This window comes from Luteimonas sp. A611 (genome assembly GCF_054072715.1).
Genome location: NZ_JBSVRP010000001.1, coordinates 1,384,874 through 1,410,140, shown reverse-complemented (window position 1 = coordinate 1,410,140; position 25,267 = coordinate 1,384,874). Strand labels below are relative to the sequence as shown.

At 69.0% G+C, this 25,267-nt stretch carries 17 protein-coding genes; 13 read left to right on the top strand and 4 right to left on the bottom strand.

Translation table 11 applies throughout. The annotated features are described in order from the left end of the window. The first annotated feature begins 36 nt into the window (after positions 1 to 36). From bla to pilH, 11 genes are all read left to right on the top strand, one after another. Entirely contained in the window at positions 37 to 963 is a 927-nt protein-coding gene (gene bla, locus ACW5EG_RS06225; RefSeq protein ID WP_457021087.1) for a subclass B3 metallo-beta-lactamase, read from the top strand. 50 nt (positions 964 to 1,013) lie between these two features. Beyond that, positions 1,014 to 2,156, top strand: a complete 1,143-nt coding sequence (locus ACW5EG_RS06220) for a JmjC domain-containing protein (RefSeq protein ID WP_457021412.1) — start codon at positions 1,014 to 1,016, stop codon at positions 2,154 to 2,156. Next, positions 2,153 to 3,064, top strand: a complete 912-nt coding sequence (locus ACW5EG_RS06215) for a GNAT family N-acetyltransferase (protein WP_457021086.1) — start codon at positions 2,153 to 2,155, stop codon at positions 3,062 to 3,064. The genes ACW5EG_RS06220 and ACW5EG_RS06215 overlap by 4 nt, the downstream gene beginning before the upstream one ends. A gap of 288 nt (positions 3,065 to 3,352) precedes the next feature. After that, positions 3,353 to 6,184, top strand: a complete 2,832-nt coding sequence (locus ACW5EG_RS06210; protein ID WP_457021085.1) for a 2-oxoglutarate dehydrogenase E1 component — start codon at positions 3,353 to 3,355, stop codon at positions 6,182 to 6,184. Between the two features lie 37 nt (positions 6,185 to 6,221). Then, positions 6,222 to 7,448, top strand: coding sequence for a dihydrolipoyllysine-residue succinyltransferase (sucB, locus tag ACW5EG_RS06205; protein WP_457017876.1), 1,227 nt, complete (start codon positions 6,222 to 6,224; stop codon positions 7,446 to 7,448). Between the two features lie 124 nt (positions 7,449 to 7,572). Continuing rightward, the gene (gene lpdA, locus ACW5EG_RS06200) at positions 7,573 to 9,009 is read left to right on the top strand and encodes a dihydrolipoyl dehydrogenase (protein WP_457021084.1); all 1,437 of its coding nucleotides are present in this window, start codon (positions 7,573 to 7,575) and stop codon (positions 9,007 to 9,009) included. Positions 9,010 to 9,075: 66 nt separating this feature from the next. Next, positions 9,076 to 9,477, top strand: a complete 402-nt coding sequence (locus ACW5EG_RS06195) for a hypothetical protein (protein ID WP_457017874.1) — start codon at positions 9,076 to 9,078, stop codon at positions 9,475 to 9,477. A 3-nt stretch (positions 9,478 to 9,480) separates the two neighbouring features. Continuing rightward, complete coding sequence (locus ACW5EG_RS06190; RefSeq protein WP_457021083.1) at positions 9,481 to 10,074, top strand: LOG family protein; 594 nt, start codon at positions 9,481 to 9,483, stop codon at positions 10,072 to 10,074. A gap of 565 nt (positions 10,075 to 10,639) precedes the next feature. Beyond that, on the top strand, positions 10,640 to 10,936 hold the full coding sequence (locus ACW5EG_RS06185) for a GIY-YIG nuclease family protein (RefSeq protein WP_457021082.1): 297 nt from the start codon (positions 10,640 to 10,642) through the stop codon (positions 10,934 to 10,936). A 68-nt stretch (positions 10,937 to 11,004) separates the two neighbouring features. Continuing rightward, positions 11,005 to 12,000: a YhdH/YhfP family quinone oxidoreductase gene (locus tag ACW5EG_RS06180; protein ID WP_457021081.1), complete on the top strand. Its 996-nt coding sequence runs from the start codon at positions 11,005 to 11,007 to the stop codon at positions 11,998 to 12,000. 61 nt (positions 12,001 to 12,061) lie between these two features. Next, a complete protein-coding gene (pilH, locus tag ACW5EG_RS06175) occupies positions 12,062 to 12,460 on the top strand; it encodes a twitching motility response regulator PilH (RefSeq protein ID WP_457017871.1) in 399 nt (132 codons plus the stop codon). A gap of 25 nt (positions 12,461 to 12,485) precedes the next feature. Here pilH and ACW5EG_RS06170 read toward each other — a convergent pair whose 3' ends face one another. Continuing rightward, the gene (locus ACW5EG_RS06170; protein WP_457021080.1) at positions 12,486 to 13,391 is read right to left on the bottom strand and encodes a DnaJ C-terminal domain-containing protein; all 906 of its coding nucleotides are present in this window, start codon (positions 13,389 to 13,391) and stop codon (positions 12,486 to 12,488) included. Between the two features lie 161 nt (positions 13,392 to 13,552). On the opposite strand from ACW5EG_RS06170, the gene ACW5EG_RS06165 reads away from it, so the two are divergent. Continuing rightward, positions 13,553 to 14,035, top strand: coding sequence for a redoxin family protein (locus tag ACW5EG_RS06165; RefSeq protein ID WP_457021079.1), 483 nt, complete (start codon positions 13,553 to 13,555; stop codon positions 14,033 to 14,035). A 51-nt stretch (positions 14,036 to 14,086) separates the two neighbouring features. Here ACW5EG_RS06165 and pbpC read toward each other — a convergent pair whose 3' ends face one another. Together pbpC and ACW5EG_RS06155 are read right to left on the bottom strand one after the other, a co-directional pair. Then, positions 14,087 to 16,486 carry a penicillin-binding protein 1C gene (gene pbpC, locus ACW5EG_RS06160; RefSeq protein ID WP_457021078.1) on the bottom strand — a complete coding sequence of 800 codons (2,400 nt, stop codon included), beginning with the start codon at positions 16,484 to 16,486 and terminating at the stop codon, positions 14,087 to 14,089. Positions 16,487 to 16,755: 269 nt separating this feature from the next. Beyond that, the gene (locus tag ACW5EG_RS06155) at positions 16,756 to 21,681 is read right to left on the bottom strand and encodes an alpha-2-macroglobulin family protein (RefSeq protein ID WP_457021077.1); all 4,926 of its coding nucleotides are present in this window, start codon (positions 21,679 to 21,681) and stop codon (positions 16,756 to 16,758) included. Between the two features lie 185 nt (positions 21,682 to 21,866). Between ACW5EG_RS06155 and ACW5EG_RS06150 the strand changes: the two genes are divergently transcribed. Further along, entirely contained in the window at positions 21,867 to 22,550 is a 684-nt protein-coding gene (locus ACW5EG_RS06150; RefSeq protein ID WP_457021076.1) for a HEAT repeat domain-containing protein, read from the top strand. 64 nt (positions 22,551 to 22,614) lie between these two features. On the opposite strand, the gene gyrA is transcribed toward ACW5EG_RS06150, so the two are convergent. Next, a complete protein-coding gene (gyrA, locus tag ACW5EG_RS06145) occupies positions 22,615 to 25,224 on the bottom strand; it encodes a DNA gyrase subunit A (RefSeq protein ID WP_457021075.1) in 2,610 nt (869 codons plus the stop codon). Positions 25,225 to 25,267: the final 43 nt, after the last annotated feature.

Sequence of the window (25,267 nt, the reverse complement as noted above, 5' to 3'; positions counted from 1 at the left end):
GGACGTCAACGGTTACGACGAGATCACGACATGACAATGCGCCGCACCCCGCTCTTCCCTGCCGCCCTGCTCCTGCTCGCGGCCTGCTCCTCAAGTGACAACGTCGCCGAGACCGACGGCGCGCCGGCTCCTGCGGCCGCGGCAGTCCAGGCGCCAACTGCCTGCAGCAATGCGTCGGGCTGGGACGATCCGGCCACGCCGCTGCGCGTCCACGGCGACACCTGGTACGTGGGCACCTGCGGCATCGCCGCGCTGCTGGTGACCTCGCCGGCCGGCCACGTCCTGATCGACGGCGCCACCCCGAAGGGCGGCCCGCAGATCATCGACAACATCCGCACGCTCGGCTTCGACCCGAAGGACGTGCGCGCCATCGTGTTCTCGCACGAGCATTTCGACCACGCCGGCGGGCTGGCAGCGCTGCAGGCCGCGACCGGCGCGCCGGTGTTCGCGCGCGCGCCGGCCGTTGCCACGCTCGAGCGCGGCGCCAGCGACGAAAGCGATCCGCAGTTCGGCGAGCTCGATGACTTCGATCCGGTGGCGGACGTGCGCCTGCTTGCCGACGATGGCGTGGTGCGCGCCGGCGGCCTCGAGTTGCAGGCAGTCGCCACTCCCGGCCACTCGGTCGGCGGCACCAGTTGGACCTGGCGTTCCTGCGAGGGCCAGGAGTGCCGCCAGATCGTCTATGGCGACAGCCTGACCGCCGTATCCGCCGACGGCTACCGTTTCAGCGATCATCCCGACGCGATCGCGCGCCTGCGCCAGAGCTTCGCGGACGTGGCGGCGTTGACCTGCGACATCCTGGTGACCCCGCATCCATCCGCCAGCGCACTGTGGACGCGCCTGGGCCCGGACGCGACACAACCGCTGGCCGACGAAGGCGCCTGTCGCGCCTATGCCGAAGCCGGCGCCACGCGTCTTGAACAACGCCTGGCGAAAGAGGCCGCCACCGGAGCCGCGCCGTGAGCCGCACGCTCCCAGTCGAAGTCCAGGCCGGCCGGGGCAACCTCCTCGGCATGTCGCCGGCGCGCTTCCTGCGCGACTACTGGCAGAAGCGTCCGCTGCTGATCCGCGGCGCATTCCCCGACTTCGTCTCGCCGATCGAACCCGAAGACCTCGCCGGCCTGGCCTGCGAGGAAATGGCGCTGTCGCGCCTGATCCGCCACGACCGCGCCAAGGACGCCTGGCAGGTACAGACCGGCCCGTTCCCGGAAGAGCTGTTCCCGACCCTGGGCGAGCGCGACTGGACCCTGCTGGTCCAGGACGTCGACAAGTGGGATGCCGACGTGGCCGAGCTGCTGGAACATTTCAGCTTCATCCCGCGCTGGCGCATCGACGACATCATGGTCAGCTTCGCCGCCACCGGCGGCTCGGTCGGCGCGCACATCGACCAGTACGACGTGTTCCTGCTGCAGGCCAAGGGACACCGCCGCTGGCAGATCGATGCCGGCGAGAACCCGCCGCTGGGCTTCCGCGACGACGTCGAGCTCAAGCTGCTGCGCGAGTTCTCCCCGACCCACGACTGGGTGCTGGGGCCGGGCGACATGCTCTACCTGCCGCCGGGCGTGCCGCACCACGGCGTGGCCGAGGATCCCTGCCTGACCCTTTCGGTGGGCATGCGCGCGCCGTCGGCGGCCGAACTGATGGGCGACTACATCGACACCCTCGCCGCCGCGGCCGACGATGCGCTGCGCTACGGCGATGCCGACCTGGCGCCGGCGAAGGATCCCTGGGAGATCGACGCCGAGGCGATGGGACGGGTGGTCGAGGCCCTGAACGCGCTGCGCTTCCGCGATCCCGACCTGCTCGGCGACTGGTTCGGCCGCTTCATCACCCAGTACCGCAGTGCGGAGGTCGCCGCGCCGCACGCCGAGGCGCGTTCGCGCATCGAGATCGAGTGGTCGCTCGACCACGATGGCGGCGTCCTGCAGCGCCACCCCTATGCGCGCATGGCCTGGCGGCGCGCCGCCGATGGCGGCCGGCTGTACGTGTCCGGCCAGGACCTGGCGATGCCGGTCCGCGACGCACAGCGCATCGCGGGCAGTGAGCAGATCGATGGCGGACTCTACGCCTCGCTGTCCGCAGCCGGCCGCGACGCGGTGCACGAACTGCTGCGCATCGGCTGCTACCAGTGGCTGACGGAGGACGACGCCGGGTGAGCGTGTCGGGCCCGTTCCAGGTCCTCGTTGTCGACCACGATGCGGCGCTGGCGCAGCTGCGCGCCGTGCGCGAGGCCGTCTTCATCCAGGAACAGGGCGTGCCGCCCGAACTCGAGATCGACGATCTCGACCCGCGCTGCCGCCATGTGCTTGCGCGCGACGGCAGCGGGATGGCGATCGGCACGGCAAGGCTGAGCCCCGAAGGCAGGATCGGGCGGATGGCGGTCCTGCGCGATTGGCGCGCGCATGGCGTCGGCAGCGCCCTGCTGCACGCGCTGCTGCGGATCGCGCGCGAGGACGGGCTCGATCGCGTGACCCTGCACGCGCAGGAAGGCGCGATCGACTTCTACCGTCGCCACGGCTTCTCACCGGTGGGCGAGCGTTTCGTGGAGGCCGGCATCGGCCACGTGGCGATGCAGCGCCGGCTGGATCGTGCCGTAGCGGTCGAGGACCGTGCGGGCGCGGTGGCCACGACCCTCGCCGTCGTCCAGGGCGCGCGCCAGCGCCTGTGGATCTACAGCCGCGCGCTCGACCCGGGCCTGTACGACCATCCGCGCGTGCTCGAGGCGCTGCGCCAGTTCGCGGTCGCCGGAAACGGGCCGCAGCTGCGCGTGTTGCTGCAGGACGCGCTGTCCGCACAGCGCGCGCACGCTCCGCTGATCGCGCTGGCGCAGCGCCTGCCCAGCGTGATCGCCCTGCGCGAGGTGGAGGACCCGGTGGACCGCAGCTGGCCCTCGGCGCTGATCGCCAGCGACACCGGCTGCTACTACTTCCGTCCGCTGGGCCATCGTTTCGATGGTGAAACGGAGCATGACGCCCGTGCGCGTACCCGACAGCTCACGGGCGGCTTCGACGAAGCCTGGGAGCGTGCGCGGCCCTGCAGCGAGCTGCGTGCACTGGGAATCTGAAGCCGCTCCCGCAGAAAAAACCGAAGCACCGAGATGGTTCTGATCGGGCACACCGCGTTTCGGCCGAACACGGCATGGTTCGCGACGATTTACATCCATCACGGCGCAGGCAGTGCACAGGCCCCCTGTCCGCGACCCGAACGCGGATCTCACTCCACCCAAAGCATGATGCAACGCGACAAGGGCAATGGCTATAATGGCGCGCTCCATATCCAGCCGTGTCCGGAAGCCGAAAAAGCTTTCCGGATCAGCCATTTGCCTCCCCAACTAGAGCCCCAGACGCCCGACGTGGACAGTCTTCTCAAGCAGTTTGCGCAGTCCTCCCAGCTCGGCGCCAATGCCGCCTACATCGAGGACCTCTACGAGGAGTACCTCGTCTCTCCCGACAGCGTCGGACCCAAGTGGAAGGCCTGGTTCGACGGCTTCCAGGGGCGGGAAGCGGGCGATGTCCCGCATTCGCCGGTCATCGCCGCAGTCGCCCAGGCCGGACGCCTTGCCGCGCGCGGCATCGTCAGCGGCGGCAGCGGCGCCAGTGACGAGCGCGAGCGCAATGTCGGCCGCCTGATCACCGCCTATCGCTCGCGCGGCCATCTCGGCGCGAAGCTCGACCCGCTGGCGCTGGCGCCGCCGATGAACCCGCCGGACCTGGGCCTGGACTTCCACAGCCTGTCCGAAGGCGACCTGGACGGCGAGTTCAGCACCGGCGGCGTCGCCGGCCAGCCGCGCATGAAGCTGCGCGACCTGCTGGCCCGCCTCAAGGCCACCTACACCGGCCCGATCGGCGCCGAGTTCATGCACATCCCCGAGGTGCAGCAGCGCCAGTGGCTGTACCAGCGCCTGGAATCAGCCGGCGGCGACTACAACCTCAGCACCGAGACGCGCAAGCGCGTGCTCGAGCGCCTGACCGCGGCCGAGGGGCTGGAGCGCTACCTGCACACCAAGTACGTCGGCCAGAAGCGCTTCTCGCTGGAAGGCGGCGATTCGCTGATCCCGCTGCTGGACACCGTGATCCGCCAGGCCGGCACGGAGAAGGTCAAGGACATCGTGATCGGCATGGCCCACCGCGGCCGCCTCAACGTCCTGGTCAACACCCTGGGCAAGAGTCCGCGCAAGCTGTTCGACGAGTTCGAGGGCAAGTTCGAGCTCAACGAACTGGCCCACGCCGGCGACGTGAAGTACCACATGGGCTTCTCCGCCGACATCGCCACGCCCGGCGCGCCGGTGCACCTGGCGCTGGCCTTCAACCCCTCGCACCTGGAGATCGTCAACCCGGTGGTCGCCGGCAGCGTGCGCTCGCGCCAGGAGCGCCGCCTCGACGAGGAACGCACGCAGGTATTGCCGGTACTGATCCACGGCGACGCCGCGTTCGCCGGCCAGGGCGTGGTGATGGAGCTGTTGCAGATGTCGCAGGCGCGCGGCTTCGCGGTCGGCGGCACCCTGCACGTGGTGGTCAACAACCAGGTCGGCTTCACCACCAGCAACAAGGAAGACGCGCGCTCCACGTTGTACTGCACCGACGTGGCCAAGATGGTCGGCGCGCCGATCTTCCACGTGAACGGCGACGATCCCGAAGCGGTGGTGTTCGTGGCCAGGCTGGCCTACGAGTTCCGCCAGCAGTTCAAGAAGGACGTGGTCATCGACCTGGTCTGCTACCGCCGCCACGGCCACAACGAGGCCGACGAGCCGGCCGCGACCCAGCCGATGATGTACCGGGCCATTCGCAAGCACCCGACCACGCGCGAGCTCTATGCCGCGCAGCTGGAGAAGGCCGGCGTGATCGCCGCCGACGCCGGCAAGGCACTGGTCGACGCACTGCGCGACAGGCTCGACGCCGGCGAGGTCACCACCGAGCTGGCCGGCTCCAAGCCCGAGGACTACGAGCTGACCATCGACTGGTCGCAGTACCTGTCGGGCACGCTGGCCGACGAGGTCGACACCCGCGTCAGGAAGGCCACGCTGGACCACCTCGCCCAGGCCATCAATGCCATCCCCGACGGCCTCGAGCTGCATTCGCGCGTGGCCAAGATCTACGAGGACCGGCGCAGGATGAGCATCGGCGAGGTCCCCGCTGACTGGGGCTTCGCCGAGAACCTGGCCTACGCCACCCTGCTGGCCGAGGGCTATGGCCTGCGCCTGGTGGGGCAGGATGCCGGTCGCGGCACCTTCTTCCATCGCCACGCCATCCTCCACGACCAGAAGACCGACAGCTACTACATGCCGCTGCGGCAGCTGGTCGACCGGCCGGAGCAGGCCACCGTCATCGACTCGCTGCTGAGCGAGGAAGCGGTGATGGCGTTCGAGTACGGCTTCTCGACCACCGACCCGAACACGCTCGACATCTGGGAAGGCCAGTTTGGCGACTTCGCCAACGGCGCGCAGGTGGTGATCGACCAGTTCATCGCCTCGGGCGAAGCCAAGTGGGGCCGCATCTCGGGCCTGACCCTGCTGCTGCCGCATGGCTACGAGGGCCAGGGTCCCGAACACAGCTCGGCGCGCCTGGAGCGTTTCCTGCAGCTGTGCGCGCTGGACAACATGCTGGTCTGCGTGCCGACCACGCCCGCGCAGTGCTTCCACATGCTGCGTCGGCAGATGAAGATGGCCACGCGCAAGCCGCTGATCGTGATGAGCCCCAAGTCGCTGCTGCGCCACAAGGCGGCGGTGTCGACCCTGGAGGAACTGGCCGAGGGCCACTTCCAGCACCTGATCCCGGACGCCTCTGCCGATGCGAAGAAGGTGAAGCGCGTGGTGCTGTGCTCGGGCAAGGTCTACTACGACCTGCTCGAAGACGCCCGCAAGCGCGGCCAGGACGACGTGGCCCTGCTCCGCATCGAGCAGCTGTACCCGTTCCCGCGCGAACAGCTGGTGGCCGAACTGCAGAAGTACGGCAAGGCCACCGAGGTGGTCTGGTGCCAGGAAGAGCCGCAGAACCAGGGCGCCTGGTACCAGATCAAGCACCACGTGCAGGCCTGCATGGCCAAGGGCCAGGCGCTGAGCTACGCCGGCCGCAGCCGCTCGCCGTCGCCGGCGGTCGGGCACTTCGCCGACCACGTCGAGGAACAGCTGCGCCTGGTCGCCGACGCACTGGTCAATACGCCCGGCGACCAGATCGTCGCCGAATAACACCGCCCCGCATCCAACGCATCAAGGACGCCATCCCATGGCCACCGAAGTCAAAGTTCCAGTCCTTCCCGAATCCGTGTCCGACGCCACCATCGCCGGCTGGCACAAGAAGGCCGGCGACGCCGTCAGCCGCGACGAGAACCTCGTCGACCTGGAGACCGACAAGGTCGTGCTCGAGGTGCCCTCGCCGGTCGATGGCGTGCTGAAGGAGATCAAGTTCAAGGAAGGCGACACGGTGACCAGCCAGCAGCTGCTGGCGATCATCGAGGAAGGCGCCGCGCCCGCCGCCGACGCCGGCAAGGGCAGCCGGCCCGCCGCTGGCGACGAGGAAGTGCAGGAGCGCAAGGGTGCCGCCAAGGCCGAGGCCGCCGCGCCCGCGTCCACTCATCCCGCGCCGGTGTCGTCCGGCAAGACCGGCGATCTGCCCCCCGGCGCGCGCTTCACCGCTGAGAGCAAGGGCATCGACCCGTCCCAGGTCGACGGCACCGGCCGCCGCGGCGCGGTGACCAAGGAAGACCTGGTCAACTATGCGTCCGGCAAGACCCCCGGCGTTTCCGGCGGCGCGCGGCCCGAAGAGCGCGTGCCGATGACCCGCATCCGCAAGCGCATCGCCGAGCGCCTGATGCAGTCGAAGGAGTCGACCGCGATGCTGACCTCGTTCAACGAGGTCAACCTGGGCAAGGTGATGGCAATGCGCAAGGAGCTGGGCGAGCAGTTCCTGAAGGACACCGGCGTCAAGCTCGGCTTCATGAGCTTCTTCGCCAAGGCCGCCGCCAACGCGCTGCAGCGCTATCCGGTGGTCAATGCCTCGGCCGATGGCGACGACATCATCTACCACGGCTACGCCGACATCTCGGTGGCCATCTCCACCGAGCGCGGCCTGGTCACGCCGGTGCTGCGCAACGTCGAGCGCATGTCCTTCGCCGACGTCGAGAAGAGCATCGGCGACTACGCCAAGGCCGCGCGCGAGGGCGGGCTCAAGCTCGAGGACCTGCAGGGCGGCACTTTCACCATCACCAACGGCGGCACCTTCGGTTCGCTGCTGTCCACGCCGATCGTCAACCCGCCGCAGTCGGCGATCCTGGGCATGCACGCCATCAAGGAACGCGCGATTGTCGAGAACGGCCAGGTCATCGCCGCGCCGATGATGTACATCGCGCTGAGCTATGACCACCGCATCATCGACGGCAAGGACGCGGTGCTGTTCTTGGTCGACATCAAGAACCAGCTCGAGAACCCGGGCCGGATGGTGCTGGGGCTGTAAGCAAACTCCCCTTCCCCCGCCTGCGGGGGAGGGCTGGGGTGGGGGCCGGTCCGCCGCCCCGCCCCCATCCGCCCTTCGGGCACCTTCCCCCGCGCGCGGGGGAAGGAATCAGCAAGGAATCGACATGGCAGAACAATTCGACGTCGTCGTCATCGGAGCCGGTCCCGCCGGCTACCACGCCGCGATCCGCGCCGCGCAGCTGGGCATGAAGGTGGCCTGCATCGACGCCGGCCTGGGCAAGGACGGCAAGCCCGCGCTGGGCGGCACCTGCCTGCGCGTGGGCTGCATCCCGTCCAAGGCGCTGCTGGATTCCTCGCGCCAGTTCCACAACCTGCAGCACGTGTTCGCGCAGCACGGCATCAGCGCCAAGGATCCGAAGATCGACGTCGGCACCATGGTCGGCCGCAAGGACGCCATCGTGAAGCAGTTCACCGGCGGCATCGCGCAGCTGTTCAAGGCCAACAAGGTCAAGCCCTACTACGGCTTCGCCACCCTGCACGCCGATCGCGTGGTCAAGGTGAAGCAGCACGACGACACCGAGGTCGAGCTCACCGGTACCAACGTCATCATCGCCGCCGGCTCGGATTCGATCGAGCTGCCGTTCGCCAGGTTCGACGGCGAGGCCATCGTCGACAACGTCGGCGGGCTGGACTTCACCGAAGTGCCCAAGCGTATGGCCGTCATCGGCGCCGGCGTGATCGGCCTGGAGCTGGGCAGCGTGTGGAAGCGCCTGGGCGCCGATGTCGTGATCCTCGAAGCGCTGCCCGATTTCCTGGCCGCGGCAGACGCGGAGGTCTCGAAGGTCGCCGCGCGCGAGTTCAAGAAGCAGGGTCTCGACATCAGGCTCGGCGCCAAGGTCAGCAAAGCCGAAGTCACCGGCAAGGGCAAGAAGAAGGAAGTCCAGGTCACCTTCGCCGACAAGGCCGGCGAGCAGACCATCACCGTCGACAAGCTGCTGGTTGCCGTGGGCCGGCGCGCCGCTTCGAAGGGCCTGCTGGCTGAAGGCAGCGGCGTGAAGCTGAGCGAGCGTGGCCAGATCGAGGTCGACGAGCACTGCCACACCGGCGTCGACGGCGTCTGGGCCGTGGGCGACTGCGTGCGCGGGCCGATGCTGGCGCACAAGGGCTTCGAGGAAGGCATCGCGGTGGCCGAGCTGATCGCGGGCCTGCCTGGCCACGTCAACCTCGACACCATTCCCTGGGTGATCTACACCGAGCCCGAGCTGGCCTGGGTCGGCAAGACCGAGCAGCAGCTCAAGGAAGAAGGCGTGCCCTACAAGACCGGCAGCTTCCCGTTCGCCGCAAACGGGCGTGCCGTGGCGATGATCGAACCGGTGGGCTTCGTGAAGGTGCTGGCGCATGCCGAGACCGATCGTGTACTGGGCATGCATCTGGTCGGCGCGAACGTCTCGGAACTGGTGCACGAGGGCGTGCTGACGATGGAGTTCAAGGGCTCCGCCGACGATCTCGCCCGCATCTGCCACGCCCATCCCAGCCTGTCGGAAGCCATCCACGACGCTGCGATGGCGGTCGACAAGCGCGCGATCCACAAGGCCAACTGAGCGCCGGATCTGGATACACGAAGGCCCGGGCACTGCCCGGGCCTTTGCCTTTTGGAGAGCCGCAGCATGTCCCTGCCGCACCTGTCGCCGCTGTTGCTCGCCACCCTTGCCGCCTGCGCCGTTTCCACGCCAATGCACCCGCCAACGCCTGCCGCCACGCCCGCCATCAATGGCACCTCTGTCCACGTCGGCTGCGCGCAGGTCCAACCCGGCATGAACTACCGCGAGGCGCTGGCGCTGATGGGACGCACGCCCGACAGCACGCTGTCCGGCCATACCGCGGCCGGACCCGACGGCAATCCACCTGCCGGCAGCTACGCGATCGACTTCTGGAACGACATCGATGCGCAGGGACTCCAACGCGTTTCCAGCCTGCATTACAGCGGCGGCGTGGTCGACTCGGTCGACTGCGGACGTCCAGTGGACGATCCCGCTTCCCCGCTCCCGTCCCACTCCCCCGGAACCTGACCCATGCGCTCGATCTGCGTCTATTGCGGCTCCAATGCCGGCAGCAAGCCGGTCTACACCGAACGTGCCATGGCCATGGGCGACCGCATCGCTCGCGAGGGCCTGCAGCTGGTCTACGGCGGCGGCAACGTCGGCCTGATGGGCATCGTCGCCGACGCGGTGCTGCAGGGCGGCGGCGAAGTGGTCGGCGTCATACCGGAACAGTTGGTCAACTGGGAGGTCGCGCACAAGGGCGTGACCCGGCTGGAAGTCGTCGGCTCGATGCATGAGCGCAAGATGCGCATGTTCGATCTGTCCGATGGTTTCGTCGCCCTGCCCGGCGGCTTCGGCACGCTCGACGAGATGTTCGAGATGCTGACCTGGCGCCAGCTCGGCATCGGCAACAAGCCCTGCGCCTTCCTCGACGTCGACGGCTTCTACGGGCCACTGATCGGCATGGTCGACCGCATGGTCGAAGAACGCTTCCTGCACCCCGCACAGCGCGAGGACCTGTGGCACGGCGACGACATCGACGCGATGCTGGCGTGGATGAAGGACTATTCGCCGGCAAGCGCGAGCAAGTGGTTGGACGAGAAGCACCGCAAGACGATGCGGTAAGCGCGTCGTGTGGCGACGTGTTCGTCAACCGGGCGCCCACAAGTCGCTCTGGCGCGCCAGAAGCATCACGTCAAAATAGATGCCAGCGTTCGCTGGCATGACGGCGGGGACATGCCGCGGCGGGTCCGGATCGATACCAATGTCGTCATCCCAGCGAACGCTGGGATCCATTCGAGCTGGACGAGAAGTACCGCAAGATCATGCGGTAAGCGCGTCGTGTGGCGACGTGTTCGTTATCGGAGCGCCCGTGGATCAGTCTGGCGCGCCCGAAATCATCACGTCAAAATGGATGCCAGCGTTCGCTGGCATGACGGCAGGGACATGCCACGGCGGTCAGGATCAATAGCGGCAGGGGCATGCCAAGGCGGCGGTCAGGGTCAATACCCAATGTCGTCATCCCAGCGAACGCTGGGATCCATTGGAATGCGTGACGGCGCCACGTGGAAGGGCGCGGCCGCGCAGAGCGACGCTTCGTCGATCGACGATATGCGGATCCGGCCGGCTGCTTGCATGGGCACGTGATCGCGCATCTACTGTCGTCATCACGCCGGCGAGGAACGCCGCAATGTCACGGGAACGGATTCCCTGCGTTTATCTGCTCTGCAACCGTCCGCGCGGCACGCTGTACATCGGCGTGACCTCCGACCTTCCCGTTCGCATCTGGCAGCACCGGAACGACGCGGTCGATGGTTTCACCAACAGGTACAGTCTCCACACCCTCGCGTGGTGGGAAGTGCACATCACCATGGACTCGGCCATCCTGCGCGAGAAGGCACTGAAGGCATGGAAGCGGCTCTGGAAGATCGAACTCGTCGAATCATCGAATCCGCATTGGCGTGACTTGTCTGCGGATATCCTGTGACAATGCCGACGATCAGCGCCCTGCGCTGTCGGAATCCCGCCAGCCCCCGCTGGAACGACAGAAAGCACATGACCATCCCCCGCACTTTCAGCGCCTTCCGCATCCACAGCGACGACGCCGGCTATCGCAGCGGCATCGAACAGGTGGCGCTGGAAGACCTGTCGCGCGGCGAGATCCTGGTCAAGGTGGCGTTCTCCTCGGTCAACTACAAGGACGCGCTTGCGGGCACCGGACAGGGCAAGATCCTGCGCCATTTCCCGCTGGTGGGCGGAATCGACCTGGCAGGCCATGTGGTCGCATCCACCGATCCGAAGTTCCGCGAAGGCGACCAGGTGCTGGTCACCGGCGCGGGCCTGAGCGAAACCCGCGACGGCGGCTATTCGGAGTACGCGCGGATCGAAGCGAAGTGGGCCGTGCCGCTGCCGCTGGGACTGTCGTTGCGCCACGCCATGGTGCTCGGCACTGCAGGCTTCACCGCCGCCCTGGCGCTGCTGCGCATGCGCGACAACCGCCAGTCGCCCGAGCTCGGCCCGCTGGCGGTGACCGGCGCCACCGGCGGCGTCGGCTCGCTGGCCGTCGACATCTTCAGCCGCGCCGGATACACCGTGCACGCGATCAGCGGCAAGCCCGAACACGCCGACTACCTGCGCGCGATCGGCGCCAGCGAGGTGCTTGGCCGCGATGCGCTGGCCACCACGCGCGCAATGGAATCGGTGCGCTTCGGCGGCGGCCTGGACAGCGTCGGCGGGCCGATGCTGGCCAGCCTGCTGGCACAAACCCGGCCCTACGGCAACGTCGCCAGCGCCGGGCTTGCCGCGAGCGCCGAACTGCCGGCCTCGGTGATGCCCTTCATCATCCGCGGCGTGTCGCTGCTTGGCGTCGCCTCGGCGGGCACCGCGCGCGGGATCCGCGACGAGGTCTGGCAGTTGCTCGCAGGGGACTGGAAGCCGCGCTACCTGGACACGATCTGCACCCGCGAAACCACGCTCGAAGGCCTGCCTGAAGTGTTCGCTGGCATGCTCCAGGGCGGTTCGGTCGGCAGGACCCTGGTCACATTCCCGTAGCCCGGCCCGTTCGCAGGTCCGGTCCCACCGCTACAATCGCCTGTCCAAAAGGGGAATCCGAATGGCGCGCATCCTCATCGTCGACGACTCGCCCTCGCAGCTGATGGGCATCCGCCGCATCGTCGAGAAGCTCGGGCACGAAGCGATCACGGCCGAGGACGGCGCCGCCGGCGTGCGCGCGGCGAAGGACCATCTGCCCGACCTGATTCTGATGGACGTGGTCATGCCCAACCTCAACGGCTTCCAGGCCACGCGCACGATCAAGCGCGACGCCGCCACCGGCCACATCCCGGTGATCCTGGTGACCACCAAGGACCAGGAAACCGACCGCATCTGGGGCGTCCGCCAGGGCGCGCAGGGCTATCTCACCAAGCCCTTCAGCGAGGCCGAACTCACCGAGACCATCGTCTCGACGATCGGCCACGGCAACGCGCCACCTCCGGGCGACACGGCGGCCTGAGCGCCGCCGGTCGCGACAGCCCGGGTCAGCTCCGGCGCCATTCCCCGCCGAACGCGTCGCGAAGCCGCTCGTAGGCTTCACGCTGGTCGTCGTCGCGCGGCGCCGGCGCCTGGATCTCGATCTCCACCAACTGATCACCGGCCGCACCAGCACCGGATCCGGGCAAGCCGCGTCCGCGCAGGCGCAGCTTGCGCCCGACCTCGGAGCCGGCTGGGATCTTCAGTTCGACACGTCCACCCAGCGTCGGCACGCTCACCCTCGCGCCCAGTGCCGCTTCCCACGGCGCCACCTGCAGGACGTGGATGATGTTGCGGCCGTCGACCTCGAACTGCGGATGCGCCGCGTACTCGATCTCGAGCAGCAGGTCGCCGCCCTCGCGGCCCTGCCGTGCAAGCCGGATCACCTGGCCCGGGCGCACCCCGGGCGGCACGCGCACGTCGAAAGAGCGGCCATCCACGCCGATGCGCACGCTGTCGCCGCGATGGACGTTTTCCAGCGACACCGCCAGCCGGGCCCGCGTATCGCGCACGCCCATGCCCGGCCCGCCCGGTCCCGGACCGCGCCCGCCAACGCCGCCCTGGCGACGGAACAGGCTTTCAAAGAAGTCGCTGAACCCGCCGCCCGCGCCGTCGCCGGAAAACACGTCCTCGTAATCGAAGCCTGCCGGGCCGCCGCCACCGAACCCTGCCGGCGGCACCTCGTCGCCGGGACGGTAGCCACCGGCGCGCAGCTGGTCGTAGGCCTTGCGCCGGGCGGGATCGCGCAGCGCCTCGTAGGCCTCGTTGACGGCCTTGAACTTGTCCTCGGCGCCGGCCTCCTTGCTGACATCGGGATGATATTTGCGCGCAAGCCGGCGATAGGCGGACTTGATCTCCGCCTCGCCCGCGTTGGGCTCGACGCCCAGAACACTGTAGTAATCCTTGAACTGCATGCTCGCTCCACGACGACGGCCCGCGTGCGGGCAGTGGAAGTTTACCGGTGCGTGCGCGTGCCCGGGGCTACGCTGGATCCGGGGAAGCGACGCGCGGCCTTGAAGCCCTGCCCACAGCCCATGCGAGGATAGGCGGCATCTCCTCCACGAACAGGTTCTCCATGACCATCCAGATCGGCGACCGCATCCCCGAAGTGGTACTCAAGTACATCGACGACGGCGTGCAGGCGGTGGACACCCCCACCCTGTTCGAGGACCGCAAGGTGGTGCTGTTCGCAGTCCCCGGCGCGTTCACGCCGACCTGTTCGGAGCGGCACCTGCCTGGCTTTGTGGCTGCCTTCGCACAATTTCGCGAGCGCGGCATCGACGTCGCCTGCATGGCGGTCAACGACCCGTTCGTGATGCAGGCCTGGGGCGCGTCGCTGGATGTCCCCAAGGGGCTGCACATGCTTTCGGACGGCAATGCCGACCTCACCCGCGCGCTCGGCCTGGAGATGGATGCCACCGGCTACGGCATGGGGCTGCGCTGCAAGCGCTTCGCGCTGTATGCCGAGGACGGGATCGTGAAGCACCTGTTTATCGAGGCCCCGGGCGAGTTCCGGGTGTCGAGCGCGGAGCACATGTTGGCGCAGCTGTCGGGGTGACGCGCAGGCTGCTGGCGGTGGTCATCACCGACATCGCTCACCGCGTCACCGCTATTCCAGTATCCGGAACTCCACCGAGGCCCAGGCGCCGGTGTCCGCCAGCGCGGTAAGCCGGTGCGTGCCTGCGTCATCGAAGCTGTGCTGGAATGCGTTGCCGCCGCGGGTGGTGGCGATCCAGCGACCATTGAGCAGCCACTGCACCGGGGCATCCGAGCCCAGCGCGCGCAGCGACACACGGATGCCGCGGCTGCTGCCGGGCGGTCGCGCGAGCGAAGCGCCGTTGGCCAGGCCTTCGATGCGCAGCTCGGCCATGTCGCGGCCGTCATCGACGCAGTCGGCAGACAGCGCAGGCGGCCGCGATGCACGACGAACGCCGGACGGCAGCCAGGGCGAAGCCAGTGCAGGCCAGCGCGCCACCGCCATCGCCTTGCGCGCATGCGGGCGCGCGCAGTCGGCCGACAGGCGCAGCCCCGTGTCCGCGTCGACGTCGAAGCGCTCCAGGCCCGCGCTCCACAGACGCGCATCGCGTTCGGCGAAGGTCGGGGGGATCGCGCCGTCGAGCACCCAGGCATCGAAGCGGCGCTGGCACAGCGCCTCGTCCTGCGCGTCGGCCGCAGTCCCCAGCGGCCAGCAGATCGCGCGTTGCTCCACGCTCGGCGGCATCGCAGGGGCGGCGCCTTCACCGCGCGCACGGGGCAGGCTGTCGACCACTTCGAACAGCAGCGGCAGCGCGGTGATCGCACCGTACTGGCCGGGCAGCGGGGTGCCGTCCGGGCGGCCGACCCAGACGCCGACGGTGTGGCGAGCGGTGCCGCCGATCGCCCAGGCGTCACGGAACCCGTAGCTGGTGCCGGTCTTCCACGACACGCGCGGACGCTGCGCGCCATCGAACATGCCCGCCTGCTCGCCCGGCCGCGGATTGGACTGCAGGATCTCGCGCACGATCCAGGCCGCGCCGGGCGACAGCAGGCGCCGCTTGATCACGTCGTCATCGGGTGTGTAGCGCACGCGGCCGGCGATGCCGTCGCGATGCAGCGCCGCATGCGCGCCGACCAGGTCCTCCAGCCGCGCGCCGGTGCCGCCGAGGATCAGCGACAGGTTCGGCGTTGCGCCGCGCGGGAACCGCAACGAGATGCCGGCATTGTCCAGGCGCGCGGCGAAGCGCGCCGGCCCGACGCGGTCGAGCAGGTCCACTGCCGGCACATTCAGTGAAAGCCGCAGCGCACTCGCCGCGCCGACCGGACCGTTGAATGCCGCGTCGAAGTTGCCGGGTCGATAGCCGCCGAACGACTGCGGCGCATCGACCAGCAGGCTTTCCGAATGGATCAGTCCGTCGTCGAGCGCCATGCCGTACAGGAACGGCTTGAGCGTGGAGCCGGGCGAGCGCCAGGCGCGCACCATGTCGACATGGCCCAGCCGCGTGCGATCAAGCATGTCCAGCGAACCGACGTAGGCGCGCGCCTCCATGGTCGCGTTGTCGACCACCAGCAGGGCCGCGGAGGTGCGTTCGGGCAGGTCGGAAAAGTACGCGCCGACGCGCTCTTCGAGGGTGCGCTGCAGGTCCGCGTCGAGCGTGGAAACGATGCGCGCCTGCTGCGGATGCGCTGCGCGCAGGCGCTGGGCCAGCAGCGCCGCGGACATCGGCGCGCGCAGGCTGCGCGCGACCACCGTCTCCATCCGCGCATCGTCGACGTCGTCGCGCGACCACACGCCGAGGCGCGCCAACCGTTGGAGCACCTTGTCGCGTGCCTGCTGCGCCGCTTCGGGATGGCGGTCCGGGCGCAGTCGACTCGGCGCCTGCGGCAACACCGCCAGCAGCGCGGCCTCGGCATGCGACAGGCGCGACGACGGCTTCCCGAGATAGGCCCAGCTGGCCGCCTCCACGCCTTCGATGGTGCCGCCGAACGGGGCGCGCTCGAAGTACAGCGAGAGGATCTGGTCCTTGTCCAGATGCGCCTCGAGCTGCAGTGCACGCAGCATCTGCACCAGCTTGCCGTGCAGCGTGCGGGTGGACAGCCCGTCATCGCGGTCGAGGATGCGCGCCACCTGCATGCTCAGCGTCGACCCGCCGGACACGATGCGCCCACCGGATCCCCACTGCGCCGCCGCGCGCAGCAGCGCAAACGGGTTCACGCCCGGATGCCGGCGGAACCAGCGGTCCTCGTAGTTCAGCAGCGCCTGCACGTACAGCGGCGACACGGTCGCCGGCGTGGCCGGATATCGCCACACGCCTTCGGCGTCGGCGAAGGCACGCAGCGGAGTGCCATCGGCCGCAACCACCAGCGTGCTGGTATCGCGCACGCGCGGGAGCTTCGGCGGGAACGCCAGGTCCAGCACCAGCAGCGAAAGCAGCAGCACAACGGTGCCCCAGCGCAGCCAGGGTAGGACGCGGCGCCAGCGCCCGTGGGGGTGGCGTTCCTGGTGCGGCGAACTGGATCGCTGCGTTCGCATGTCACGGCCCCGGGAATCCGGCGTGCTTGGGCGACGGACACTTGAGCCCCCGCCTGTCATTTCGACCGCAGGGAGAAATCTGCTTTCCTCGCGTCAGACACCGGATTTCTCCCTGCGGTCGAAATGACAGGCTTCAGGCTGCAGTCGAATGACAGGCTTCAGGCAAGTCGTAGCTGCGGCTCGGGATATCGCACCCCGAGACGGCAGAGATGCCGCCCCGGGCGCGTCCCCCTCGTGCACGCGGCCACCCGGTCAGGCGTACGCCACGATCACGGCTGTACCACCGTGATCGTTGCGGGCACCGCGCGGCCCACGCCGCGGATGTCGGGGCGGTACATGTCCTCGACCAGCGGCGGCGGCACCGTATAGATGCCCGGCGTGACTGCGCGCACCAGGTAGAACACGCGGGCGCTGTCGCCGCGGCGCAGATCCAGCGCGGCCACGTAGCGGTCGTCGCGGAATTCTTCGTGGCGTACGGTCGCAGCACTGTCGCGGTCGCTGATCTCGATGCCGTTGACCACCACGTCCGCCCACTGCTTCGCATCGCCCAGGTTGAAGTTCTCGATCTCCAGGCCTGCGGGCAGCAGGTCGGTCACCAGCGCGTCGCGCATCGCCACGTCGGAGGTCAGCGTCAGCGCCACGATCAACGCTTCGCCCTCCTTGAGCGGCGCCGGCGTCCATGGCTTGCCATCGGTGGTGAACAACGTGCGCGCGATCCGCACCCGGCTCTCGTCCACCTCGGGCGCGGTCACCGGCACGCCGGCGACATCGATGCTCACGAACAGCGGCGGTTCGCCCACCGGATCGAAGCGCACGCCCTTGTCCAGGGTTGAAGCGTCGTAGCTGCGCCCGACGATGCGCGCGGCCGCCACCGGCTGGCTTACGCCGCCCTCGGTGAGCGTGCCCGATACCTGCTTGCCCTGTGACGACGAGAGCGCCCGGCCCAGCCGCGCCAGCGCGATCTGCTCCTGCGTGCTCAGATACAGCCGGCCGCCGGAGCGGCGCGCGTCGAGTTCGCGGCCGATGTCGACCGCCTTCGCATCCCACGCAGGCCGGACCATGTCGCGCTCGTGGGTGAGCGCGATCATCAGCGACCGGTCGCGCAGCTCACTGCCGTAATCCCACAGGTAGCGCGGACGCTCGCCGGGCTTGTCGAACGCCTGCACGATCGCCTTCTCGCCGCGTGCCTTGTCGCCCTGCAGCGACAGCGCCAGGCCCAGGTGCGCCAGCGACAGCGCGGTCAGCGACTTGTCGCGATCGTTGTCGTACATCGCGCGCAGCGTGCCCAGCGGCGCGCGGTTGACCCGCGCCAGCACGTAGCCCGCGTGCGCCTGGTAGGCGAATCGCAGGTGGTCGCGGTGGTCCTGGCCGTAGAACTGCTCGCCGCCCGAGAGCAGGTCCTCGCCGAGGCGCTCGAGCGCCTTCTGCAGCACCTGCTCGGGCACGTTGAAGCCGGCCTCGCGCGCGTCGAGCAGGAACTCGACGATGTACGGGGTCAACGCCGGATTGACGTAGCCATCACTGCCCCACATCGAGAAGTGCCCCGAACGGACCTGCATCGAGGCCAGCCGTCCGAACGCGCCTTCCACGTACTGTCGCCGCTTGGCCGCGTCCACGTCGCGGATGCCGAGCATCTTCGCGGTGGCCTCGTCCAGCTGCAGCGCCGCATAGCCCTTGCTGGTGGTCTGCTCCGCGCAGCCGTAGGGATAGTCCAGCGCGCCACGGATGGCGCTGGCGAACGGGATCGGCGGCAGCGCGCTGACCGTGAACTGTGCCAGTACCGAGCCCGCCATCAGCCCCTGCGCCAGCGATCCATCCAGCGTCACCGGCGCCGGCGACTGCAGTACCTGTGTGCGCGATCGCAGCACCGCCGGCCATGCAGGACGCACCGGCAGGTCGTAGCGGCGGTCGACGCGCGAGCCATTGCCGTCCACGCGCACGCGCACCTTGGCCACTTCGTAACCGGTCCGCGCCGCCAGCGGGAAGCTGAGCGTGGTCTTGCCGTCCACCGCCAGCTCCGCGCTGCGCGTGCCCTCGCCCACGTCGAGCGGGCCGATGCCGTCCACGCGCACCTCGAAGCGACCGGCCTTGCCGGTGAAGTTGGTCAGGTCCAGGGTCACCGTGGCGCGGTCGCCCGGCGCCAGTACGCGCGGCATGCTGGCCTCGGCCACGATCGGCGCGCGCGCAACGGTCTCCACGTCGCGGCTGCCGTAGGCGTCGGCCGAGTACACCAGGGTCGACACGCGCAGGGTGCCGTTGAAGTCCGGCACCTGCAGGGTGATGCGCGCGTTGCCGCTGGCGTCGAGCTTCACCGGACCCGCGAACAGGTCCACCGTCTGCACCCGCGCAGTCGGCCGGCGCGCCTGCGGCATCGCCGCCAGCGGCATGTCACCGCCGAAGCGCATCCGCGCGGTGCCACCCTCGAAACTCTCGATCACCCGGCCGTACACGTCCCAGGCATCCACGCCGAGGCGGCGCTGGGCGAAGAAGTGCGCACGCGCATCCGGCACCGGGTAGCGGGTGATGTTGAGGATGCCGACGTCGACCGCCGACACCGTCGCATACGCCTCCTTGCCGGCCAGCTGCGGCGCGCTCAGCACCACCTGCACCGGTCCTTCGGGGAGGATCCGTTCGGGCACCTTCAGCCCGACCGCGACACGCCGCTCGCGCCGGTCCATCGGCACGTGCGCCACGCCCACGGCTCGCGCCGGCGTGATTTTGCTGGCCGCGCTGCCGCCACGGAACACCAGTGCGGTGACGTAGACGTCGTGGCGCTCCCAGTCTTCGGTGACGGGGATCTCGAAGCTGCTGCCCGCCTTTGCATCGATCTCCTGCACGTAGAGCATGCGATCGCTTTCGACCATCAGCAGGCCCTTGCCCGGATGCGGCGGCGTCACCGTCACCTTCATCCGGTCGCCGGCGCGGTAAGCCGTCTTGTCGAACGCCAGCTTGACCTTGTCCGGGCGCGCGTCGAGGCCGCGGTTGTCGTTGCCCCAGCTCCAGCCGGCGCGGAACGGATAGCGGGTGACCAGCTTGGTTTCCGGATCGAGCACGTCGATGCGGTACTCGCCCCACTCCACCGGGAAGTCCACGCGCGTCGCAGTCGCAGCTGCATCGACGCTGCGCGTCTCCACGTTCTCGAAGCGGCTGGTGTGCTCGTAGCCCCAACCGCCATCTTCGTCGTGGCGCCAGTGGTAGTCGCGATGCTCGCGCACCAGGGTGACCTGCAGGCCCTTGGCCGGGCGCGGCTTGCCATCACTGCCCACGCGCAACAGCTCGAAGCCGGGGCTGCTGTTGGCGTCGGCGCCTTCGGCATCGTCGAACAGCGGACGCACGCCGACCAGCGCCTGCGCCGGCCACAGCACGCGACGCAGCGTGCGGTTCACGCTGCGCCCGCCGGTCTCGTACAGGCTGCCCGACACCACCGCCGCGATCGGCGTGGTCGGCTTGGCTTCCTCGGGCAGCGCAATGTCCTGCTGCAGCCGGCCCTGCGCGTCGAGGGTGGCGTCGACGATGTCTTTCGCTTCCTTCGGCAGCTGCACGGTGGGATCGCCGAAGAACCAGCCGGGCATGCCTTCGAGCGGATGCTGCTCGACCATGACCGCCAGCCTGGCGGTGAAGCGGTTGCCCGCGGCCGGCGCGCCGTAGAGATACGCACCGGTGGCCTGCAGCTTCAGCGGCTGGCCGGGCCGGAGGATGGCCTCGGCGGCGTCCAGCTCGAGCTTCATGCGCTCGGGCAGGAACTCCTCGATGCGCAGGGTCATGCCCTGCACCGCCTCGCGGCTGGACGGGTCGGTGCGGAACTCGACCTGCCAGCGGCCGGTGGGCGCGTCGGTGGGCACTTCCTTCTCGAAGCTGTAGTAGCCCAGCGCGCCGGGCTGCAGCCGGGTCTCGAAGAACGGCTTGCCGTCGGGCTGCTTGAGCCGGACGAACAGCGTCTGCGCCTTGCCGTCCTTGGCCGCCACGGGGCGGCCGTCGTTGTCGCGCAGCAGCGCCGAGACGCGCACGGTTTCACCCGGGCGATACAGGTCGCGGCCGGACCAGGCGAACACGTCGAACCAGCTTGCCTCGCGCCCGGACACCGCGAATTCCGACAGGTCCAGCGCCGGCTGGTTGAACGGCAGCATCGCCACGTCGTTGCCGCGGCTGGCGACCAGCACATGGCTGGCGTCGATGGTGTAGTCGGCCAGGGCGTTGCCGTTGGCGTCGGTGCTGGCGCGGTAGATCGTCTCGCCGCGCGCATCGAGCACGCGCAGCTCGGCGCTGCCGACCGCCGCGCCGTCCCGCAGCGAGGCGGTGTGCACGAACAGCTTGTCCTTGTAGGCGCGCGCATGCAGGCCGATGTCGCTGACGGTGAAGTACGCGGTCTCGAACTCGTCCTGGAACGACCCGGCGCGCTTCATCACCGCGAAATACAGGCCCGGCTGCTGCAGTTCGGCGATGTCCTGCAGCGGCAGGTAGGTCAGCACGCGTTCGTTGCGCTCGCCGCCCAGCACGAAGCGGTTGACGTACACCGGCTCGGCCAGCTGCGACATCGGGGTGCGGTCGTTCCAGCGATTGTCGAGCTCCCAGCTGCCGCGGCGTCCGCCGCGCTGGAATTCGGCGAAGAACTTCGGCAGCGAGCCTTCGCGCACGCGCAGGAACTCGACGTCGACCTCGGTCACGTTGACCGACACCACCGGCAGGCCGCGCGACTCCTTCGCCGGCAGCACGCTGCCCTGCGAGGCGAAGCCAACCACCGGATCGAGTTCGCCGGTGTAGACCTTTTCCTCCAGCGCCGCCGGAAGCCGGCTGCCGTCGGCAGCGGTCAGCTCGCCGGAAATGCGCAGCGTGTAGTGCTGGTCGGCCTTGACGTGCGGGTAGCGCAGCACGGTGCCGGCATCGTCGAGCGTCCAACTGCTGGGCTCGGCGACCGGTTCGGCGAAGGTGACCAGCTTGTCGAAGTCCTGCGTGCCGACCAGGGGCTGCGAGAACTCCAGCGCGATCGACAGGCCCTCGCCGGTCTGGTCGGGCCAGGCGCGCACAAGCGCAAAGCCCTCGACCTGCTCGCGCTCGGCCTGGATCGCCTCGCCACTGACGCCCGGCAACTGCCCGGATTCGTTGCGCTGGCAGCCTGCCAGCGCCAGGAGCAGCAGCCCGATCAGCAACAGGCCGCGACCGGCCCTGTCCACTACACGCCTTTCGACACGCGCCATCCGCCCCATACCGCCTCCTCCGTTTGTCCGTTCAGTATAGTCAGCGTCGCTTCACGCGACGCGCTGCCATGCAGCTCGGGAGTGCGCTTGTTCCCATGTCCGCCCGCTCAATGGCTTACGCCCGCAGCACCGCTGCGCTCCCGCGCGTGACGACGCCCCCATGCGACCTGCTGCACAATCGGCCCATGTCTCCTGACCGGCCCGCTCCACGTGGCCCTGCATGGCGCGGCTGCGCAGCGGGGCTGGCGATCGCCGCCAGCCTGGCCGTGGCGGCCTGCGATGAGCGCCCGCGCGAGACCAGCGCCGACCCCGCCCCGCAGCAGGCCCAATCTCCCGTGGCCAGCGACGCGTCTCCCTTCCGGACCGCCTACGACACCCTGGCCGCGCTGCCGCCCGATGCCGAACTCAACGGCCTGCGCGCCACGGCTGCGCTGTCGCGGCTGCAGGGCCAGGTTCGACCGGGAGACCTCGCACTGGCCAAGCCTCTCGCCGGGCTGGCGCGGCATTCGCGCTCCGCGATCCGGGCGACCGCGGTTGCGCTGATCGGCGAGCTGGCGGCGGCCGACGGTGGCGCCACCCTGCCGCAAGCGGCGCGCGACGCGCTGGTGGATGCGATGGGCGATGACGAGGAGCATGTGCGCCTGGAGGCGACCCGCGCCGCCGCGCCACTGCGCGACGATGCGATTCGCGACGCCATGCTCGAACGCCTGTCCGACGCTTCATCTACGGTGCGCTTCCATGCCCTGCAGGGTTTGCATGCCTCCGGCCATCTGCAGCCCGGGAGCAACGCGCGCAGCCGCGCACTGGCGCTGCGCGAGGATCCCGATCGGCTGGTGCGCGAACTGGCGCGGACCACCCTGGCCGACTGAACCGCCGCGACCCGGCTGCCCCGACCCGTTCCCGGAGGAACGGGCTTGCGCCCGCCTGGATCGATCAGGCCTCGGGGTGGGCTTCCCCGCCGTCCACGGCGATTGCCGCCGGGACCGTCTCGTCCGATTGCTCCAGCGAGGCATCGACGCGCTCGATCGCCTGCAGGGTCTCGCCCTCGCCCAGGCGGATGAGGGTCACGCCCTGTGTGTTGCGGCCGACCTGCGAGATCTCGGAGGCGCGCGTGCGCACCAGGGTGCCGCCATCGGAGATCAGCAGCACCTCGTGCTGGTCCGACAGCTGGATCGCGCCGACCAGCTTGCCGTTGCGCGCCGTGGTCTGCAGCGCGATCACGCCCTGGGTGCCGCGCCCCTTCTTCGGATATTCGCCCAGCGGCGTGCGCTTGCCGTAGCCGCGTTCGCTGGCGGTGAGGATGTCGCCGTCGCCCTCGACCACCACCAGGCTGCACACCGACTCGCCCTGGGCCAGGCGGATACCGCGCACGCCGGTGGCGGTGCGGCCCATGCCGCGCACCGCAGCTTCGTCAAAACGCACCGCCTTGCCGTTGCTGGCGAACAGCATGATGTCGCGGTTGCCGTCGGTCAGCGCGGCGTTCACCAGCGCATCGCCCTCGTCGAGGTTGATCGCGATCTTGCCGCGCGCCAGGCGGTAGGCGAACTCGGTGAGCGGGGTCTTCTTGACCGTGCCGTTGCGGGTGGCGAAAAACACGAACCTGCCGCCGTCGTATTCGCGCACCGGCACCACCGCCTGCACCTTCTCTCCTTCCTCCAGCGCGATCCAGTTGATGATCGGGCGACCGCGTGCGTTCGGGCCGGCATCGGGCAGCTGGTACACCGGCAGCCAGAACACACGGCCGGCGCTGGTGAAGGTGAGCAACGTGTCGTGCGTGTTGACCAGCCACAGCTGGTCGATGAAATCCTCGTCCTTGATCGTCGCGGCGTTGCGGCCACGGCCGCCGCGCTTCTGCGCGCGGTAGGCGGTCACCGGCTGGCGCTTGGCATAGCCCGAATGCGAGAGCGTGACCACGACATCTTCCGGCGCGATCAGGTCGAGGATGTCGAGGTCCTCCTCGCTGGCGCGGATCTCGCTGCGGCGCGCGTCGTTGAACTCTTCCTTGACGTTGCGCAGTTCGGTGCGGATCACCTCCAGCAGCACTTCGGGATCCTCCAGGATCTCGATCAGGCCGCGGATGGTGCCCAGCAGCAGCTTGTATTCCTCGGTCAGCTTCTCCTGCTCCAGCCCGGTCAGGCGATGCAGGCGCATCTCCAGGATCTGCTGCGCCTGGGTCTCGGTGAGCTGGTAGCCCCCGCTTCCATCGGCATGGGCCAGCAGGCCCACGCCCTTGGGCAGGTCTTCTGGACGCGAGGCCTCGGCACCGGCGGCGCCCAGCAGCGCGCCGACCAGGCCCGGCTGCCACACGCGGGCGAGCATGCGTTCGCGCGCGACCTGCGGGTTGTCCGATGTCTTGATCAGCTCGATCATCTCGTCGATGTTGGCGAGCGCGACCGTCAGGCCTTCGAGGATATGGGCGCGGCTGCGCGCCTTGCGCAGCTCGAAGATCGTCCTGCGCGTGACCACCTCGCGGCGGTGGCGGACGAAGGCCTCGAGGATCTGCCTGAGGTTGAGCAGCTGCGGGCGCCCTGCGACGATCGCCACCATGTTGATGCCGAACACCGACTCCATCTGGGTCTGCTGGTAGAGGTTGTTGAGCACGACCTCGGCAGAATCGCCGCGCTTGATCTCGATGTAGATGCGCATGCCGTCCTTGTCGGACTCGTCGCGCAGCTCGCTGATGCCCTCGAGCTTCTTTTCCTTCACCAGCTCGGCGATCTTCTCGATCAGCCGCGCCTTGTTCACCTGGTAGGGGATCTCGGTGACGATGATCGACTCGCGGCCGTTGTCGGCCACTTCCACGTCCGCCTTGGCGCGGATGCGCACGCGGCCACGGCCGGTGCGATAGGCCAGATGGATGCCGCCGACGCCGTTGATGATGCCGGCGGTGGGGAAATCGGGGCCGGGGATGTATTCCATCAACCCGTCGATGTCGATCTCGGGGTTGTCGATCATCGCGATCAGTGCGTCGACCACTTCGCCCAGGTTGTGCGGCGGGATGTTGGTGGCCATGCCAACCGCAATACCGGCCGAGCCGTTGACCAGCAGGTTGGGGAAGCGCGTCGGCATCACCGACGGTTCCAGTTCCTTCTCGTCGTAGTTGGGGGTGAAATCGACGGTTTCCTTGTCGATGTCGGCCATCAGCTCGTGGGTCAGGCGCGACATGCGCGCCTCGGTGTAACGCATCGCCGCGGCGGAGTCGCCGTCGACCGAACCGAAGTTGCCCTGGCCATCGACCAGCAGGTAGCGCAGCGAGAACGGCTGGGCCATGCGCACCAGCGTGTCGTACACCGACTGGTCGCCGTGCGGATGGTACTTGCCGATGACGTCACCGACGATACGCGCCGACTTGTAGTAGGGCTTGTTGCTGTGCGCGCCAAGTTCGTTCATGGCGTGCAGCACGCGCCGGTGCACCGGCTTCAGGCCATCTCGGACGTCCGGCAGCGCGCGCCCCACGATCACGCTCATCGCGTAATCCAGGTAGCTGCGCCGCATTTCGTCTTCGAGGTTGACCGGAATGATTTCCTGCGCGAGATCGGTCATCGGGTTGCTTGCGTCCTGTGGTGCCGGGGTTCCCCGTGGCTGC

Excerpts from the sequence above, each read along its gene's own strand:
- ACW5EG_RS06150 (WP_457021076.1), top strand. The coding sequence starts at position 21,867 with ATGTCTCCTGACCGGCCCGCTCCACGTGGCCCTGCATGGCGCGGCTGC.
- ACW5EG_RS06170 (WP_457021080.1), bottom strand. The coding sequence starts at position 13,391 with ATGCAGTTCAAGGATTACTACAGTGTTCTGGGCGTCGAGCCCAACGCG.
- pbpC (WP_457021078.1), bottom strand. The coding sequence starts at position 16,486 with ATGCGAACGCAGCGATCCAGTTCGCCGCACCAGGAACGCCACCCCCAC.
- pilH (WP_457017871.1), top strand. The coding sequence starts at position 12,062 with ATGGCGCGCATCCTCATCGTCGACGACTCGCCCTCGCAGCTGATGGGC.
- ACW5EG_RS06190 (WP_457021083.1), top strand. The coding sequence starts at position 9,481 with ATGCGCTCGATCTGCGTCTATTGCGGCTCCAATGCCGGCAGCAAGCCG.
- lpdA (WP_457021084.1), top strand. The coding sequence starts at position 7,573 with ATGGCAGAACAATTCGACGTCGTCGTCATCGGAGCCGGTCCCGCCGGC.
- ACW5EG_RS06165 (WP_457021079.1), top strand. The coding sequence starts at position 13,553 with ATGACCATCCAGATCGGCGACCGCATCCCCGAAGTGGTACTCAAGTAC.
- ACW5EG_RS06185 (WP_457021082.1), top strand. The coding sequence starts at position 10,640 with ATGTCACGGGAACGGATTCCCTGCGTTTATCTGCTCTGCAACCGTCCG.
- bla (WP_457021087.1), top strand. The coding sequence starts at position 37 with ATGCGCCGCACCCCGCTCTTCCCTGCCGCCCTGCTCCTGCTCGCGGCC.
- sucB (WP_457017876.1), top strand. The coding sequence starts at position 6,222 with ATGGCCACCGAAGTCAAAGTTCCAGTCCTTCCCGAATCCGTGTCCGAC.
- ACW5EG_RS06155 (WP_457021077.1), bottom strand. The coding sequence starts at position 21,681 with ATGGCGCGTGTCGAAAGGCGTGTAGTGGACAGGGCCGGTCGCGGCCTG.
- ACW5EG_RS06195 (WP_457017874.1), top strand. The coding sequence starts at position 9,076 with ATGTCCCTGCCGCACCTGTCGCCGCTGTTGCTCGCCACCCTTGCCGCC.
- ACW5EG_RS06180 (WP_457021081.1), top strand. The coding sequence starts at position 11,005 with ATGACCATCCCCCGCACTTTCAGCGCCTTCCGCATCCACAGCGACGAC.
- ACW5EG_RS06220 (WP_457021412.1), top strand. The coding sequence starts at position 1,014 with ATGTCGCCGGCGCGCTTCCTGCGCGACTACTGGCAGAAGCGTCCGCTG.
- gyrA (WP_457021075.1), bottom strand. The coding sequence starts at position 25,224 with ATGACCGATCTCGCGCAGGAAATCATTCCGGTCAACCTCGAAGACGAA.